This is a genomic window from Paramesorhizobium salinisoli, assembly GCF_003335045.1.
Classification (GTDB): Bacteria; Pseudomonadota; Alphaproteobacteria; order Rhizobiales; family Rhizobiaceae; genus Paramesorhizobium; species Paramesorhizobium salinisoli.
Window position 1 is genome coordinate 284,053 of the sequence record NZ_QOZG01000003.1, and the last position, 16,979, is coordinate 301,031.

The window sequence follows — 16,979 nt, forward strand, 5'->3', positions numbered from 1 at the left end:
GGATGAAAAGCGGCTAAAGCTGCTGTGATATCAATGGTCTAGCGCTGATCATTGTAAGGACGCTTCGTCTCGCCAACCAGTTTTGCCAGATGTGAGAACGACCAGGGATCCTCGGCTCCTGCGCTGTTTGCGATTTGCAACAGGCGGATGGGAAAGCACACTGCATCCCGATTGGCCGGCGACAATTGTTCGGTAATGCGTTCGTCTCCCACAATCGCGGCCTCCGACTTGCGCAATGCGATGTCAATTTCGTCTTGCGAGAGTATGCCCTTGGCGACCAGCAAACGGTTGACGGCGGCTACGGCAAGGCAAAGCCCCTCCAACTGGAGATTGGCTGTATTCATGACGAATTCCTCTCTTGGTAAATCGTCTGGTCAACCTACCACAAATGAGCGCTCTCCGCCCAAAGACGAAAGACCGGAAGTGCATATGCCCTTCCGGCTACCAGGAGGATTATTTCTTTTGGGTGTCTTGCGGTTGCGGGGATGGCGGCTGCGAACCGGCGAGTGATTTCCGTAGTATCTGCCACTCTCTCTCATGGCGTTGATAGACATCAGCGGGAATCGTCTGACTGGTCATATGAACCTCCGGACTGTTGAATGCGGTTTTTAACGCCTGCCCTTCATCTTTGTTCCATATAATATTGGCCGAGGCACGGCCTTGCGGATCACTGTTTAAGACATCCAGTAATGTTTTCTGCCTTGATGCCTGGATTGCAGATTTTTACTTTAAAATGGAGTATGATTAAAGATAGATAGAATGTAGTTTTACACATTCATGATGTCTTCATAAATGCAGGCGCAGTCTGTTGCTGCAAGATGGGCAGTTTATCAACGGGAGTTGTTATGAAGAAGTTCTTGTCAGCATTTTGTGCAGGAACGCTTGGCATGGCCATCGCGTTCACATCTGCCATTCCGGTGAGCGCGGCTCCTCTGGTGGTGACGCAGATCGAAACAGGTTCGAACGTCGAGCAAATTCGAGATAGACAAATCCGACGTTCTCATGGCGGCTGGAATCATCGGCGGCCGGGTGATTGGGGCGGTCGGAGAGGTTGGAATCACCGCGGCGGCTGGCATCATCGCGGCGGCTGGAATCGTCCTGGATATTGGGGCGGGCACCGCGGCTATCGATATGGCCGTTATGGATATCGGCGTCACCGGGATGGATGGTGGTATCCTCTGGCTGCCTTCGGCGCCGGCGCCGTGATCGGCGGAGCCATCGCCAGCCAGCCGCGGGCCGTGCCCACCTATGGCAACTCCCATGTCCAATGGTGCGCCAACCGCTATCGTTCGTATCGTGCCTACGACAACACCTACCAGCCCTATAACGGCCCGCGCCGCCAGTGCTATTCACCTTACTAAGGCATTGGGGCAAAGCATTTTATAGAAGGCGACTCCGCGGAGTCGCCTTCCTTTGCTATATCGTGCAGGCGACTGGTGAACTGAATACTAAAAATTTGATCTTAAGCATCTGAATTGTATCAGGATTCATGGCGGAGGGGGTGGGATTCGAACCCACGGTACGGTCTCCCGCACGCCGGTTTTCAAGACCGGTGCCTTAAACCGCTCGGCCACCCCTCCAACCGGATGACTTGACTGGACTATTCGCCCGACCAGCTTGCTTCAGCTGATTTGCGGCTATCGTCATCGACGCCTGTTTACAGCCTGCGGGATATCCGCGTCAACGCCTTCAGTCATGCCGATCCACCGAAACGGAACGGGGCCGTTTACCTGAAAACCATTTGTTTCAGGGGGGCGGGGAGGTTGTTTCAGATCGTTTCATGAAATCTGGAGACTGGGGCCTTGCAAAGCCGCGAGGGGTCATACAAAACTGGCGACTAGTTGGCGTCTTCTTCCTGCCGCTGGAAGGTCACAATTTTTTAATGTCGTATCAACGAATCGATGGCAAGAGTTTGGCTGGTGGGTTCTATGCCGCCGGTTGTCACGCTGATCGCATGGGTGGGAAATCCGGCACTGCAATGGTTTCAAGACGGGGGCGGCCAATTGTCGGCTGAAGATGGATTATTGATTGGGCATATGGATAGAGCGTCAGAAAATACGGGCCGATCGCGCTCTGTCCGCGTCAATCTGCGCTTGGCGGGGGTCGTCATTCTCGGCGCAATGGTCGCGGCGTGCGCCACGCCGCAGCCCAAGTCGAAGAGCAAACAACGCCCCAAGGAATATTTTGCCGAATCCGAATATGGCGTGAAGGCAAGTCCGCGCGTCATCTCCACCAATGTTGCGAAGATGCCGCGCGGCGGCGGGCGCAATCAGGTGGGCAAGCCCTATCAGGTGAGGGGCAAGTGGTACTATCCCAAGGAAGAGCCTGGCTATAAGCGCGTCGGCAAAGCCTCGTGGTACGGTTCAGCCTTTCATGGGCGGCTGACGGCTAATGGCGAAGTCTACGATATGCGCCATCTCTCCGCCGCACATCCGACCATGCCCTTGCCGAGCTATGCGCGCGTCACCAATCTTTCAAACGGCAATTCACTCATCGTTCGTGTGAATGATCGCGGCCCCTATGCCAGCGACCGCGTTATCGATTTGTCCCAGCGCGCTGCGGAAATGCTCGATTACCAGCATCACGGAACGGCGAATGTAAAGGTCGAATATGTCGGCCGCGCGCCGTTGGAGGGGCATGACGATGCCTTCCTGCTGGCGTCGTTCCGCGACGGCTCCGATCCGATCGGTCAGCCCGCCAGCGGCGTCATGATCGCGATGAACGGGCCGACGCCGACGACGCCGATGCCCGGATCGCAGCCAATGTCCGCCATGGCGAATGCAGCGGGCATGCATGCCGTCCCGGTACCGTCCATGTCTCAGCCAGGCGTGCTTCAGCCGCCACCTCTGCCTGGCGCGGTAGGCGCCGGCGATCCGATCCTGCCGGCCATAGGGCCAATCGTGACCGAACGACCCACGGTTCCCTTCGGCATCGCCCGAGGCCCCGGAGGGGCGGTTACGTCGGCGCTTGCTGGGTATGCCGATGAGCGTATCGCCGCCGCCAACAGTGTCGAGGCGACGGCCTATGCCAGCGTGCTGACGCCTTCGGCGATTTCCGACGCCTGGAAAAAGCTCAACGCCGACAGGACTGATGTTTCCAGCCATGCGGAATATATCGACGCCGGCTTCTTCAACGACAGGCGCGAAGCCGATCGCATCGCCGCAGCCCTTTCCTCGCTCGGCAAGGTTCAGCGGACCAATGTGCCGACCGGGAATGGCGAACTCTACGGCGTTACGCTTGCCGGCAGCAGCGATGCCCTGCTGGAAGCTGCGTGGGCGGCAGGTGCTGCCGATGCCTTTGTGGTTCGCCCGGAATAGGACTACCCGTTCATGACGCCGCAATGGCCGGCGTCATTTCTTGTCGGAAGAGCCTGCAGTTTTCGGCCTAGATCATGCTCTAGCCTGAACGGCGATATTGGCGGGTGATTCGAATTCGGGTAAATTCGAACAGGATCACGGGCAGGCAAGGGCAGGGAGCGACATGCCGTCGATCAAATATGCAGTAGCCGGTTTATGCGGGCTGATCGGTGTCATCGCCGCATCCGCTTGCCTGGCCCAGCCATTGGAAGTCAAGGCCAAGCAGGTATTGCTGATCGACGACAAGACCGGCACCGTCCTTTATTCCAAAGATCCTGACGCGGCCATTCCGCCTGCTTCATTGGCGAAGCTGATGACCATGGAGGTCGTCTTCGACGCGCTGTCGAAGGGCGAATTGTCGCTCGACCAGACATTTCCCGTCAGCGAATATGCCTGGCGCACCGGCGGCGCACCGTCCGGCACCTCGACCATGTTTGCCAAGATCAAGTCGACGCCACGAGTGGAGGACCTCATTCAGGGCGTCATCGTCCAGTCGGCAAATGACGGCTGCATCGTTTTGGCCGAAGGCATGGCAGGGACAGAGGAGCAGTTCGCCGGGCGCATGACCGACCGTGCGCGGGAGCTGGGACTCGACAAATCGGTTTTCGTCAACTCCACCGGACTGCCCGCGCCGGGCGAGAAGGTGACCATCGCGGAACTGGTCAGCCTAGCCCGCCATATTCACCGGACATACCCGCAGTTCTACAAATACTATGCGCAGGAGAGCTTCACCTGGAACAATATCCTCCAGCGCAACCGCAACCCGCTTCTGCGGCTGAATATCGGCGCGGACGGGTTGGGTACCGGTTACACGCAGGAATCCGGATATGGGCTGATCGCGTCAGCCGAGCGCAATGGACGCAGGCTGTTTCTCGGCATAAGCGGCGTTCCCAGCGACAAGGAGCGTGCTGAGGAGGCGCGCAAGCTTATCGAATGGGGAATGAACAATTTCGAGGACGTGCAGTTGTTTCCAGAAAATGACGTCGTAGGAAAGGCGAGCGTCTATGGCGGCGAACATTCCGGGGTCGAACTTCGGACGGGGGAGGCGGTGGAGTTGCTGCTGCCGAAGCGGGACCGTCCGCCCCTGAAAGCCCGCATCGTCTATACCGGACCGCTGATCGCGCCTGTCGAGGCAGGCAGACAGGCCGGAACGCTGAAGATCTGGATGGGCGACGTCCTGGTTCTGGAAAAGCCTGTTTTTACCACCGGGGAAGTGAAAGAGGGCGGGATCGGCAAGAAGGCATTCGACGCCGCACTCGAACTCTCCACCGGATGGATCAGGAAATATCGCTGAAATCCTGACGCGCGCCTCGACCTTTATCCTGCGGATGGATAGAAAGCCCTGGACACAAGGGAGAACGCGCATCCGTGGCAGGATTGTTCATCACGTTCGAGGGCGGTGAAGGGGCGGGCAAATCGACTCAGATCAGGCGTCTTGCCGCGCATCTTGCCGCCGCAGGCGTCGATACGCTGGTCAGCCGCGAACCCGGCGGTTCTCCAGGCGCCGAGGCGGTACGCCACGTCATCCTGAGCGGCGCCGCCGAACAGTTTGGGCCGGCCATGGAGGCTGTGCTTTTCGCCGCTGCGCGCAATGATCATGTGGAGCAGCTCATCCGCCCGGCGATCATGGCAGGCAAGACCGTGCTATGCGATCGCTTCATCGATTCGAGCCGTGTCTACCAAGGGGTAACCGGCAGCCTCGATCAGTCCTTCATGCGTGCGCTCGAACGCGTGGCGATCGACGGAATCGTGCCCGACCTGACTGTCATTCTGGACCTGCCGGCGGAAAAGGGGCTGGCGCGGGCGAGGCTCAGGCGAGGGGACGAGGTCGCGGATCGTTTCGAGAAGGAAACGCTCGGCCTCCATGAGGCGCGCCGCCAGGCCTATCTCACCATCGCAGCCGCCGAGTCGGAGCGCTGCCGGGTCGTTGATGCAGATCGGCCCGAGGAAGAAGTAAGCGCCGATATCATCGCGATTGTTGACAAACTGATCGAAAACCGCTCCGAAACACTGCCGAAAACAGGAAAAACATTGGCGAAACCAGCATGATCTCCACATGATCAACGAACTTGCCGTCCAGGACACGCATGACACCATCGACGGTGTGCCTGCGCCATCGGCCAACGCCTTTCTGGCGGGGCATGAGGAGATACGCGCCTTTCTCGCCCGCACCTACCGCACGGGCAAGATGCATCACGCACTGCTGTTCGAAGGGCCGCGCGGGGTTGGCAAGGCAACGCTCGCATATCATCTGGCCGGCCATATGCTGAGCCATGCCGACAGCGCGCGAGCGCCGGACGATATCGCATTTCCCGATTTCGAAAAGTCGCTTTTCCGCCAGATCGCAGGCGGCATCCATCCCGCTATCCTGCATGTGGATCGCCCGTTGGACCAGAAGACGGCCAAGTTCAAGACAGGCATCACCGTGGAGGAAATCCGCAAGGTGACGCATTTCCTGACGCGCACCTCGCATGATGGCGCCTGGCGCATCGTCATCGTCGATCCCGCCGACGACATGAACCGGAATGCGGCCAACGCTCTCCTGAAGACGCTGGAGGAGCCGCCGGCCCGCGCGCTCTTCATTCTGATATCGCATTCCGCCGGCCGCCTGCTGCCGACGATCCGCTCCCGCTGCCAGACGCTGCAGTTCAAGCCTCTCGACAGGGCTTCGATGCAGAAGGCTCTTGCGGGAATCGGTCCGGGAATCGGTTTCGACGTGAACGGGGAGACGGCGGCGGCCCTCATCGAGCGCTCGGAAGGCAGCGTGCGCAAGGCGGCGCTGCTGATTGCCCATGGCGGCCTCGAAATAGCGCAAACAGCCGATGCAATTCTGGAGACGAAAAGTTTCGATCTGCCGAAGGCACAGGCGCTCGCAGCCGCCATCGGAGGGCGAGAAATGGAAATTCAGTACGATCTGTTTTTCGATCATGTTCTTCAGCGCATCGCCGATCGCGCGCGTCTGAACGCGGGCGAGGGCGCCATAATGCCGGCCAACGCATGGTCTGCTTTCTGGAATCGGGTCCGTCAGGACGGCATGGAGACGCAAGCCTTCAACCTCGACAAAAAACAGGCGGCCCTTATCCTGCTCGAAAAGGCCCACCGCGCCTTCCAGAACGGGATTCCCGGTTAGTTTCAGGCCTACACAATTCCTACGACCGTAGCATTCGCAGCCGACATGCGGTATGTCAGCCGCTCGAAATCGAAAATTCAACTGAATCCGGATTATTCAGTCAGATCACGCCAGGTCCCGCATGAGCCGCGAAAAATTCTATATCACCACGCCGATCTTCTACCCCAACGGCAAGCCGCATATCGGCCACGCCTACACGGCCATCGCCACGGATGCTCTTGCACGTTTCCAGCGGCTGGATGGCCTCGACGTCTTCTTCCTCTCGGGCACCGACGAGCACGGCCTGAAGATGCAGCAGACGGCTGAAAAGGAGGGGCTCACTCCAAAGGCGCTGGCGGATCGCAACTCGGCGATATTCCGCGACATGCTCGCAACACTCGGCTGCTCCAACGACGATTTCATCCGCACCACCGAAGAGCGCCATTACAAAGCATGCCAGGCAATCTGGCAGCGCATGGCCGACAATGGCGATATCTACCTGGATCGGTATGCCGGCTGGTACTCCGTGCGCCAGGAAGCCTATTTCGATGAGAGCGAAACCACAGTCGGCGAGGATGGCGTCCGCCGCGAGCCTTTGGGCTCACCGGTCGAGTGGAACGAGGAAGAAACCTATTTCTTCCGCCTCTCCGCCTATCAGGACCGGCTCCTCGCGCTCTATGAAAGCCATCCGGATTTCATCGGTCCGGCCGAACGGCGTAACGAAGTGCTGAGCTTCGTCAAATCCGGCCTGCGCGATCTTTCGATCTCGCGAACCACGTTCAACTGGGGCGTTCCCGTTCCGGGAAACGAAAAGCATGTGATGTATGTGTGGGTCGATGCGCTCACCAATTACCTCACGGCCGCCGGCTACCCCGATACCACTTCGGACAAGTGGGGCTATTGGCCCGCGACGCACATCATCGGCAAGGATATCGTGCGGTTCCATGCCGTCTACTGGCCGGCGTTCCTGATGTCGGCGGGTGTAGAACTGCCGAGCCGCGTCTTTGCGCACGGATTCCTGTTCAACCGCGGCGAGAAGATGTCGAAGTCGGTCGGCAATGTGATCGATCCTTTCACCATGGTCGAACATTACGGGCTCGACCAGGTGCGCTATTTCTTCCTGCGCGAGGTGCCGTTCGGACAGGACGGCAGCTACAGCCATGATGCGATCGTCAATCGCACCAATGCCGATCTCGCCAACGATCTCGGCAATCTGGCCCAGCGTTCGCTCTCGATGATCGCCAAGAATTGTGACGGCAAGGTGCCGCGGCCGGGCGCGTTTACCGATGCGGACAACGCCATTCTGGATCAGGCAAGCGCTGCTTTGGAAACGGCCCGCAAGGCAATGGCCGAGCAGGGGCTCCACCACGCGCTCGCGATCATCTTCGCGGTCGTCGCCGAAGCGAACCGCTATTTCGCCGCGCAGGAGCCCTGGGCGTTGCGCAAGACCGATCCGGATCGCATGGCGACCGTACTCTACGTTACGGCGGAAGTGCTGCGCCGCGTCGCCATCCTCGCGCAGCCCTTCATTCCCGGCTCTGCCGGAAAGCTGCTCGATATTCTGGCTGTCCCGGCAGACCGGCGCAATTTCGCCGATCTCAAGGGCGGAGAGCTAGCGGGCGGCGCGCCGCTGCCAGCGCCGCAGCCGATCTTTCCGCGCTATGTGGAAGCCGACAAGCAGGCCGACAAGCAGGATTGATCGGGATGGCAATGCTTGTCGACAGTCATTGCCATCTGGACTTTCCGGATTTCGCCGAGGAGCGCGATGCCATCGTGCAGCGCGCCCTCGATGCCGGCGTTCGCCGCATGGTAACGATCTCCACCCGCGTCCGCCGCTTTGCCCAGATCCTCGAAATCGCGGAAAGTTATGATCAGGTCTATTGCTCCGTCGGCACGCATCCCAACAATGCGCATGAGGAGCCTGACGTTACCGCAGAGGAGTTGATCCGGCTCTCCGGGCATCCGAAGGTGGTCGCCATAGGCGAGGCCGGTCTCGACTATCACTATGATTATGCGTCGCCTGACGTGCAGGCCAGGAGTTTTCGCGCCCATATCGAGGCGGCACGCCAGACCGGATTGCCGCTGGTCATCCACGCGCGTAGCGCCGATGCGGATATGGCTGATATCTTGACCGAGGAAACGGGGAAGGGGGCATTCCCCTTCATCCTGCACTGTTTTTCCTCCGGTAAGGAACTGGCGGAAATCGGCATCGCACTGGGCGGCTATGTCTCCTTCTCCGGCATTCTGACGTTCAAGAATTCCATCGAGTTGCGAGACATCGCACGGATCGTGCCGCGCGACCGCCTGCTCGTCGAAACCGATGCGCCCTATCTTGCGCCGGTGCCCTATCGGGGAAAACGCAACGAGCCGTCCTTCGTGCGACATACCGCCGCCGTCCTGGCCGAGACCATCGGCATCGAGGCGGATGAACTGGCTGCGATCACAACCGAAAACGTCTTCCGGCTGTTCTCCAAAATGCCGAAGCCGACGGATGCCTGAAATGGCTGACCGCTTACGCTTCACCATTCTCGGCTGCGGCTCTTCGCCCGGTGTGCCGCGGATCACCGGCGACTGGGGAAATTGCGATCCGGGTAATCCCAGGAACAAGCGCCGCCGCGCCGCAATGCTGGTCGAGCGCATCGCAAAAAACGGTGAGACAACAACCGTCGTCATCGACACAGGCCCGGATTTCCGTGCGCAGATGATCGACGCGGGGGCAGGGATGCTCGATGCGGCGGTCTATACCCATGCCCATGCCGACCATATCCACGGCCTGGATGATCTGCGGACCTATGTCGTCGAAAAGCGGCGGCTGATGGACATCTATGCCGACCGCATGACCCTGTCACGCATGGACGAGGCGTTCGGCTATTGCTTCGCAACGCCGCCGGGATCGAAATACCCGCCAATCGTGCAAGCGCACCAGATCGACGAGGATACACCGTTTAGGATCGACGGCCCGGGCGGAGCCATTCCGTTTCTGCCACTGCCGCAGGTGCATGGCGACATCATGTCCCTCGGCTTCCGCATCGGCGATGTCGCTTATTGCTCCGATGTCAGCGCTTTTCCAGACAAAACCGTCGAGCGGCTTCAGGGCCTCGACGTACTCATCATCGACGCGCTACAGTATCGCCCGCATCCCAGCCATTTTTCGCTCAGTGAAGCGCTGGAATGGATCGAGCGCCTCGCGCCGAAGCGAGCGATCCTGACGCATATGCATGTACCGCTCGACTATGAGACGGTCCTGCACGAGACCCCTGATCATGTCGAGCCCGCCTATGACGGAATGCGCATCGAGGCGGATGCCTCAAAGATCGATAGGGCTGGTTAGAGAAGCGCCCAGCAGAGTAGACCGGGTTATCCCATCGAGTCTAAATCGACTTCAAAATAGAATGTGCCCGGCCATATAATCCGATCACATAAGATAGATTATGGAACTATCGTGTTGCATCGTTTGTGCGGACGATGGCGTCACTTCCAATCTCAAAATGTGATATTTCGTTTTCAAATCAAGAGATTGGATCAGCATCCTGCGATCTCAGGGCAATGATTTCACCGCCAGCATCAGATGACCCGGCACCGGCTGGCCTTGTTCATGACGCACGACGATGTCGGCGCATTCGATGCTCTGCATGCCGTTGTCTTCGAGTGCCCTGCTGACATAGGCCGCTGAATGTGCAAAGCGCTGGTATGGTCCGACCATAAACGGCTGGCCATTGAAGGTCTCATCAGAAAGCGTCTCGCTTGAGAATGCGAAGGTTCCGCCTGGCTGCAGATGACCGCCGACGCCGGCGAAGAAATCGTCGAGCTCTCCCATGTACGGCAGCACGTCTGTTGCCACGATCAGGTCCCAAGCCGGGCCTTCCGTCGTCTGCAGAAAGCGGACGGCTTCGCCGACGAACAGGATATCGTAATCTCCTTTTTCATAGGCGATCTCGACCATGTTTTCCGAGATGTCGACGCCGGTCTTGTGGTCGGCCACGTCATCCAGCGCATCGGCCGACAAACCGGTGCCGCAGCCGAGATCGAGCATTCGCGTAAAATGCGCTGACGGATCACGCGTCAGCAGCATGTCGCGCAGTTGCAACGGCACGTCATAGCCGAGCTGGTCCACGAGAATGGTATCGAACATTTCCGCGTGCTGGTCGAACAGCGTCTGCACATAGGCGTCCGGCGCCTTCGGTGGCACTGCTCCGCGGCCGATGCTGGCGAGCCTGACGGCCGCACCGCCATGATCGTCCGGATCGATCTTCAGCACCTCGGCATAAGCCAGAGCAGCGCCGTCGAGGTCGCCGGATTTTTCGAGTTTCAGCGCCCGGTTATAGGCTTTTTCAAGCGCTTTCTCGTCGAAATCACTCATCTCTATCGTTTCCTGATGGCGCTTTTCACGCGCAAATTCAATATGTTACAGTGACCTTTTCAGGCGGCCTGTCCGGCGCTCCAGCCCGATGACCAGGCCCATTGGAAATTATAGCCGCCCAGCCAGCCCGTGACATCCACGACTTCGCCGATGAAGTAAAGCCCCGGAACCGTTCGCGCCTGCATCGTCCGGGAGTCGAGCGCCTGCGTATCGACGCCGCCAAGCGTCACCTCCGCGGTGCGGTAGCCTTCCGATCCCGCCGGTTTTATGCGCCAGTCATTGACAGCGGCAGCGATGCGTCGCAAGTCCTTGTCCGAGAAATCAGCGAGATTTCCGGCGGCTTTTTCCTGTTCGGCAATATGCTGCGCCAGACGTTTTGGCAGATATGTCCCGAGTGCCGTCTGCAAGGCTTGGCGGCCATTTTGCGCACGCGCCGCTTTCAGGCGCTCGAATATATCCATCCCCGGCAGCATGGAAACGGAGATTTCCCGCCCTTCCCGCCAATAGGACGATATTTGCAAAATGGCGGGGCCGCTGAGGCCGCGATGGGTGAACAGGATCGCTTCGGCAAAACGTGTCTTGTCGCAGCCGACCACCGCATCGACCGCGATCCCCGACAGATCCTTCAGCCGTTCCAGCGTTCGTGCCTCGAATGTCAGCGGCACCAGCGCCGGACGCGTTTCCACGAGCAGCAGGCCGAATTGCGCGGCAATCTCGTAGCCAAACCCGGTCGCACCCATCTTGGGAATGGACTTGCCGCCTGTTGCCACGACGAGCGAATGGCAGCGGACAGGGCCGCTCGACAGGCCGACGGAGAACCCCTCGCCCACTCTTTCGACATGGCCGATCTCGGTCGCCAGCCGCAAGTTAACGCCGGCATCACGCATCTCCTTGAGCAGCATATCTATGATCTGGCGCGAAGAGCCATCGCAGAAAAGCTGCCCCAGCGTCTTTTCATGATAGGCGATGCCATAGCGCTCGACCAGGCGGATGAAGTCGCGTTGCGTATAGCGCCTCAGGGCCGAGATGCAGAAGCGGGGATTGGCGGAAAGGAAGTTTTCCGGCGCCGCATTCTGATTGGTGAAGTTACAGCGCCCTCCTCCCGATATGCGAATTTTCTCGCCCGGCGCCTTCGCGTGATCGACGATCAGCACGGACCGTCCGCGTTTGCCGGCCTCGATGGCGCACATCATGCCCGCCGCCCCGGCGCCAAGCACCACGACGTCGAAATCTTCAGGGCTGGTGTTCAAGACGCGGCCTTGTCCGCTTCGAGCTTCAACTTTCTGTCCGCATATTTGCGCGCCAGCATGGCGCAGATCATGAGCTGTATCTGGTGGAACAGCATCAATGGCAGGACGACGCTGCCCACAGTCTGGCTGGGGAAAATCGCGTTCGCCATGGGCGCGCCGCTGGCGAGGCTCTTCTTCGAGCCGCAGAACATGATGGTGATCCGGTCTTCCAGGGGAAACCCAAGCCATTTGCTGCCATAGGCGGTGATGATCAATACGAGGGCCAGGAGCACCATATCGACGGCCACCATCATGGCGAGGTCGTGCCCGGATACGCTGTGCCACAGGCCCGCCACCACTGCCTCGCTGAAAGCGAGATAAACCACCATCAGGATCGATCCACGATCGACGAGACCCAGCGCCTTGTGATGCCGACGCATGAAATTGCCGATCAGGGGCTGCAGCAGTTGCCCCAGCACGAAGGGTGCCAGCAATTGCAGGAGGATCGATTCCAGCGCATGGAGCGACATGCCATGGCTGCCCTGCACGGTAAGGAGTAGGCCGACCAGCAGCGGCGTTAGGAACATGCCGAGGAGGTTCGACGCGGACGCCGAAACGACTGCCGCCGGGACATTGCCGCCCGCGATCGCTGTGAATGCGATCGAGGACTGCACCGTCGACGGCAGCACGCAGAGAAACAGGATGCCGGTATAGAACGCGGAAGCCCTGAGGTCCGGCACAAGCCACCCCGCCGCTAGCCCCAGAAGCGGGAACAGCACGAACGTGGTGGCGAGCACGAGGAGATGCAGCCGCCAGTGCGTAACCCCGGCCACCACCGCCTGACGCGACAGGCGCGCGCCGTGCAGGAAGAACAGGAGCCCGACCGCAATCTTCGTGGCGATGGCGAACCATTCTGCAAATTCTCCCCTGACCGGCAGGAAAGATGCAGCAATGATCGCCGCGATAAGGGCGAGGATGAATTTGTCAGGGAGAAATCGCATGAAGAAAATAAAGCCTATTCGTATCCATTCGGGTTCTTGACCTGCCAGTTCCACATGTCCTGGCACATCTCACGCAGACCTTTGGTAGCAGACCAGTCGAGCAAATCCTTCGCATGAGACGGGTCGGAATAGCAAACCGCCACATCGCCCGGACGGCGCGGTGCCATTTCATGGTCGATCTTGCGGTTCGAGACATGCTCGAATGCCTTGATGACGTCCCTGACGCTATAGCCCTGCCCCGTCCCCAGGTTGACGGCAAAGCATTGCGGCTCATCCAGCCTGTCCAATGCCTTCAGATGCCCCTTCGCAAGATCGACCACGTGGATATAATCGCGGATGCCGGTGCCGTCGGGCGTCGGATAATCGTTCCCCCAGACATTGAGCTTCTCGCGCCGTCCACTGGCGACCTGGGCGATAATAGGCATCAGATTGTTCGGAATGCCTTTCGGATCCTCGCCGATAAGGCCGCTCTCATGCGCGCCGACAGGATTGAAATAACGCAGGATAGCGATATGCCATGACGGATCGCTGTTGTGCAGATCGCGCAGCATCTCCTCGATCACCAGCTTCGTCCGTCCATAGGGATTGGTGGCCGACAGCGGGTGATCCTCCTCCAGCGGCAGCCTCTGCGGCTCGCCATAGACGGTGGCGGAAGAACTGAACACGAGCTTGCGCACCCCAACGGCCTGCATGGCCTGCAACAGACGCAGCGTGCCGACGACATTATAATCGTAATAGAGCAACGGTTTCTCGCCGGATTCGCCGACCGCTTTCAGCCCGGCAAAATGGATGACCGAGGTGCAGCCATGGCGGCGCAGCACGTCTTCAAGAAATGCCCGATCGCGTATGTCGCCGGTTTCACTTGCGGGTGCCCTGCCCGCGATCTCAGCGATGCGGTTCAAGGCTTCCGGATGGCTGTTGTCAAAAGTGTCGACGATGACGACATCGTGCCCGGCCTGAAGCAGTTCGACACATGTATGGGAGCCGATATAGCCGGCGCCGCCGGTCACCAGAATCGTCATTCCGTTTTGCCTTTCGCCACAGATCTGCAGCATTTATTGGAGCGGGATGGAGTTATGCAAAATGTCCGGCGCACCGCAAGCCCGCACTGCAGCATATCCAAGAATCAGCTACGTTTATCATTCCTTCCAATCACGGATTCCACTCATGAAGCCTTCCCGCGACATCACCCGCCTGATCGAGATCATGGCCGCTCTGAGGACGCCGGGGACCGGATGCCCGTGGGATCTGGAACAGGATTTCCGCTCTATCGCACCCTATACGCTCGAAGAGGCTTTCGAGGTGATCGACGCGATCGAGCGCGGCGATCTGGATGATCTAAGGGAGGAGTTGGGCGATCTCTTGCTCCAGGTCATATTCCACGCGCGTATGGCCGAGGAACAAGGCGCCTTTGATTTCGGCGATGTGGTCGATGCCATCACGACCAAGATGATCCGCCGCCATCCGCATGTTTTCGGGGACGAGGATGCACGTGGCGCGGGCATGGCCAAAGGCGCCTGGAATCGCATCAAGGCTGAGGAAAAGGCCGAACGCTTGCAACGCCGGGCAGAGCTCGGACTGGACGATGGCGAGAAGAACGGTTTCCTCGACGACGTGCCGCAGGCGTTGCCGGCGCTGATGCGGGCGCTCAAGCTGCAACAGAAAGCGGCGAAGGTCGGGTTTGACTGGTCCGAGGCTGAGCCCATCCTCGACAAGATCGCCGAAGAGACTGCCGAATTGCGGGATGCGCTGCAAAGCGGCAGGAAGTCGGATGTCGCGGAAGAATATGGCGATCTGCTCTTCGCCATCGTCAATCTCGGCCGCCACCTCGATATCGAGCCGGAGAGCGCATTGCGCGGGACGAACGAGAAGTTCCGTTCGCGATTTCATTTCATCGAGAAATCGTTGAAGGAGCAGGAGCGCTCGCTTGACGAGGCTTCGCTCGACGAGATGGAAGAGCTCTGGCAAAAAGCGAAAAAGCCCCGGGAATAGCGGAGCTTGAGCGGTTCACATTTTTGATGGAGAGGTTGGCGGTTCTTTGCCCCTCCTCTGGCATGCCAGCGCCCCAATTGAATGTGACGTGCTATTTCGAGCCTTGCATCCTCTCGCGCAGGATTTTCCGCGCCGTGGCGGTCAGATCGGCCTCTATTCGCAACGACCCGTCTTCCAGATTGTCGCGGCGGATATTACTGGCGTGCTGATAGATCCAGTCAAGCATGTGCAGATCGCCGGGCGCCAGGTCGAGTTCGACATGCTCAAGGGTGCCGGAGATCCGGCTCTCGATGACAGAGAGGAGATGGTTGACGCCCTCCCCCGTCGCGGCGGAAATGGCGATGGGACGTGCATCTTCCGGCGCAGCCGCGCTCAGTCGCAGCGCTGCTTCGCGGCCGCCCTCGTCCAGCAGGTCGATCTTGTTCCAGACCTCCAATATGCGTCTGTTATCGCCGCGTTCGATGCCGAGGCTTGCGAGAATGCCCTCGACATCCTCTGCCTGCGCGGCATTGTCGGGGTCGGAAATGTCGCGCACATGCAGGATCAGATCCGCTTCCACCACCTCTTCGAGCGTCGCCCGGAAGGCTGCCACGAGATGGGTCGGCAGGTTCGAGATGAAACCGACCGTATCCGACAGGATCACTGTCTCGCCATGCGGCAGGCGGATGCGCCGCAGCGTAGGATCGAGCGTGGCAAACAGCATGTCCTCGGCCAGCACATCTGCACCGGTCAGACGGTTGAACAGCGTCGATTTTCCGGCATTGGTATAGCCGACCAGTGCGATGATCGGATGCGGCACTTTCTTGCGCTTCTGACGATGCAGCTTGCGGGTGCGCACCACCGTCTCGAGTTCGCGGCGAAGGCGCAGGATCTTCTCCTGCAGCATGCGTCGGTCGGCCTCGATCTGCGTTTCACCCGGACCACCGAGGAAGCCGCCGCCGCCGCGCTGCCGCTCAAGGTGCGTCCAGCTTCTGACGAGACGCCCTTTCTGGTAGTTCAGATGCGCCAGTTCGACCTGAAGCGCGCCTTCCTTCGTCTGTGCTCGCCGCCCGAAAATCTCCAGAATCAGCCCCGTCCGGTCGATGACCTTGACGTGCCATTCCTTTTCGAGGTTGCGCTGCTGCACCGGAGTCAAAGCGTGATCGACGATGACGAGCTCTGCCTCTTTTTCCTTGATGGTTTCGGCTATCGTCTCGACCTTGCCGGAACCGAGGAGAGTTGCCGGCCTTGGATTGGCGACCGTGACGATGTCGCAATGCACGAGTTCGAGATCGATCGCGCGCGCAAGCCCTATCGCCTCTTCGAGCCGGGCTTCGTTGCTGCGCCGGAATTGCGGGCGATGAGCGTCATCCCCCTGCCCTGCATCCTGCATGCGCTCGGGCAAAACCGGAACGATGACGACAGCGCGCGTCGGGCCTTTTGCGGAAGTACCGAAACCGGTATCCGCATTCCCATCATGCGCCGAACGCCCTTTCGATTTACTCAATGCTCAATCCTTGGGCCAACTGCTGAGGCGCCCGCGCGTCCTGTTGGACGCACAAAGACACTCTAGCACTTATAAATGCTGCATAATTCATCCTTGAATCGTATCCGATTCAGGAACTATGCAGTAGGCCTGCGAGAAGCACAGGCGGATTACTGGCCTTCTTCGCCTTCGAACATCTGCACCGGCTGGCTTGGCATGATGGTCGAGATCGCATGCTTGTAGACAAGCTGCGAATGACCGTCGCGCCGCAAAAGCACGCAGAAATTGTCGAATGAAGTTACAATTCCGGTTAGCTTGACGCCGTTGATGAGAAAGATCGTCAATGATATCTTCTGCTTCCGAACGGAATTAAGAAAGAGATCTTGAAGATTTTGCGATCGTTCAGCCATTGTTTTTATTCCTTTAATTCGATCAGCAACTGACTCACACGTGCATGTAACTCACGG

At 59.3% G+C, this 16,979-nt stretch carries 16 protein-coding genes and 1 tRNA gene; 9 read left to right on the forward strand and 8 right to left on the reverse strand.

The genetic code is table 11. The features are described from left to right. Positions 1 to 38: 38 nt before the first annotated feature. Positions 39 to 344: a hypothetical protein gene (locus tag DUT91_RS08320; RefSeq protein WP_114439911.1), complete on the reverse strand. Its 306-nt coding sequence runs from the start codon at positions 342 to 344 to the stop codon at positions 39 to 41. A gap of 501 nt (positions 345 to 845) precedes the next feature. On the opposite strand from DUT91_RS08320, the gene DUT91_RS08325 reads away from it, so the two are divergent. Further along, the gene (locus DUT91_RS08325) at positions 846 to 1,361 is read left to right on the forward strand and encodes a BA14K family protein (protein WP_114439912.1); all 516 of its coding nucleotides are present in this window, start codon (positions 846 to 848) and stop codon (positions 1,359 to 1,361) included. Positions 1,362 to 1,490: 129 nt separating this feature from the next. Here the strand turns inward: DUT91_RS08325 and DUT91_RS08330 are convergent. Beyond that, a tRNA-Ser gene (locus DUT91_RS08330) sits at positions 1,491 to 1,580 on the reverse strand. 456 nt (positions 1,581 to 2,036) lie between these two features. Here DUT91_RS08330 and DUT91_RS08335 point away from each other — a divergent pair. The 7 genes from DUT91_RS08335 to DUT91_RS08365 all read left to right on the forward strand — a co-directional run bounded on the left by DUT91_RS08335 (position 2,037) and on the right by DUT91_RS08365 (position 9,796). Then, a complete protein-coding gene (locus tag DUT91_RS08335; protein WP_114440174.1) occupies positions 2,037 to 3,317 on the forward strand; it encodes a septal ring lytic transglycosylase RlpA family protein in 1,281 nt (426 codons plus the stop codon). Between the two features lie 163 nt (positions 3,318 to 3,480). After that, the gene (locus tag DUT91_RS08340) at positions 3,481 to 4,650 is read left to right on the forward strand and encodes a D-alanyl-D-alanine carboxypeptidase family protein (RefSeq protein ID WP_114439913.1); all 1,170 of its coding nucleotides are present in this window, start codon (positions 3,481 to 3,483) and stop codon (positions 4,648 to 4,650) included. A gap of 74 nt (positions 4,651 to 4,724) precedes the next feature. Continuing rightward, on the forward strand, positions 4,725 to 5,405 hold the full coding sequence (gene tmk, locus DUT91_RS08345) for a dTMP kinase (RefSeq protein ID WP_114439914.1): 681 nt from the start codon (positions 4,725 to 4,727) through the stop codon (positions 5,403 to 5,405). Between the two features lie 7 nt (positions 5,406 to 5,412). After that, entirely contained in the window at positions 5,413 to 6,486 is a 1,074-nt protein-coding gene (locus tag DUT91_RS08350) for a DNA polymerase III subunit delta' (RefSeq protein ID WP_114439915.1), read from the forward strand. Between the two features lie 121 nt (positions 6,487 to 6,607). Beyond that, positions 6,608 to 8,164, forward strand: coding sequence for a methionine--tRNA ligase (gene metG / locus DUT91_RS08355; protein WP_114439916.1), 1,557 nt, complete (start codon positions 6,608 to 6,610; stop codon positions 8,162 to 8,164). Between the two features lie 11 nt (positions 8,165 to 8,175). Next, the gene (locus DUT91_RS08360) at positions 8,176 to 8,964 is read left to right on the forward strand and encodes a TatD family hydrolase (protein ID WP_114440175.1); all 789 of its coding nucleotides are present in this window, start codon (positions 8,176 to 8,178) and stop codon (positions 8,962 to 8,964) included. 1 nt (position 8,965) lies between these two features. Continuing rightward, positions 8,966 to 9,796 carry an MBL fold metallo-hydrolase gene (locus DUT91_RS08365; protein WP_114439917.1) on the forward strand — a complete coding sequence of 277 codons (831 nt, stop codon included), beginning with the start codon at positions 8,966 to 8,968 and terminating at the stop codon, positions 9,794 to 9,796. A 207-nt stretch (positions 9,797 to 10,003) separates the two neighbouring features. Here DUT91_RS08365 and DUT91_RS08370 read toward each other — a convergent pair whose 3' ends face one another. Genes DUT91_RS08370 through galE form a run of 4 tightly spaced genes read right to left on the reverse strand, consistent with a single transcriptional unit; the run spans position 10,004 to position 14,077 of the window. After that, positions 10,004 to 10,825, reverse strand: coding sequence for a methyltransferase (locus DUT91_RS08370; RefSeq protein ID WP_114439918.1), 822 nt, complete (start codon positions 10,823 to 10,825; stop codon positions 10,004 to 10,006). 59 nt (positions 10,826 to 10,884) lie between these two features. Continuing rightward, positions 10,885 to 12,075 (reverse strand): BaiN/RdsA family NAD(P)/FAD-dependent oxidoreductase, encoded by a 1,191-nt coding sequence (locus DUT91_RS08375; RefSeq protein WP_281032603.1) that lies wholly within the window; start codon positions 12,073 to 12,075, stop codon positions 10,885 to 10,887. Continuing rightward, positions 12,072 to 13,055, reverse strand: coding sequence for a bile acid:sodium symporter family protein (locus tag DUT91_RS08380; protein WP_114439919.1), 984 nt, complete (start codon positions 13,053 to 13,055; stop codon positions 12,072 to 12,074). The genes DUT91_RS08375 and DUT91_RS08380 overlap by 4 nt, the downstream gene beginning before the upstream one ends. A 14-nt stretch (positions 13,056 to 13,069) precedes the next feature. Beyond that, on the reverse strand, positions 13,070 to 14,077 hold the full coding sequence (gene galE / locus DUT91_RS08385) for a UDP-glucose 4-epimerase GalE (RefSeq protein ID WP_114439920.1): 1,008 nt from the start codon (positions 14,075 to 14,077) through the stop codon (positions 13,070 to 13,072). A gap of 145 nt (positions 14,078 to 14,222) precedes the next feature. On the opposite strand from galE, the gene mazG reads away from it, so the two are divergent. Further along, positions 14,223 to 15,047 carry a nucleoside triphosphate pyrophosphohydrolase gene (mazG, locus tag DUT91_RS08390; protein ID WP_114440177.1) on the forward strand — a complete coding sequence of 275 codons (825 nt, stop codon included), beginning with the start codon at positions 14,223 to 14,225 and terminating at the stop codon, positions 15,045 to 15,047. 91 nt (positions 15,048 to 15,138) lie between these two features. Here the strand turns inward: mazG and hflX are convergent, their stop codons facing one another. Beyond that, positions 15,139 to 16,533 carry a GTPase HflX gene (gene hflX / locus DUT91_RS08395; protein ID WP_114439921.1) on the reverse strand — a complete coding sequence of 465 codons (1,395 nt, stop codon included), beginning with the start codon at positions 16,531 to 16,533 and terminating at the stop codon, positions 15,139 to 15,141. Between the two features lie 149 nt (positions 16,534 to 16,682). Next, the gene (gene hfq / locus DUT91_RS08400; RefSeq protein WP_068881513.1) at positions 16,683 to 16,922 is read right to left on the reverse strand and encodes an RNA chaperone Hfq; all 240 of its coding nucleotides are present in this window, start codon (positions 16,920 to 16,922) and stop codon (positions 16,683 to 16,685) included. Positions 16,923 to 16,979: the final 57 nt, after the last annotated feature.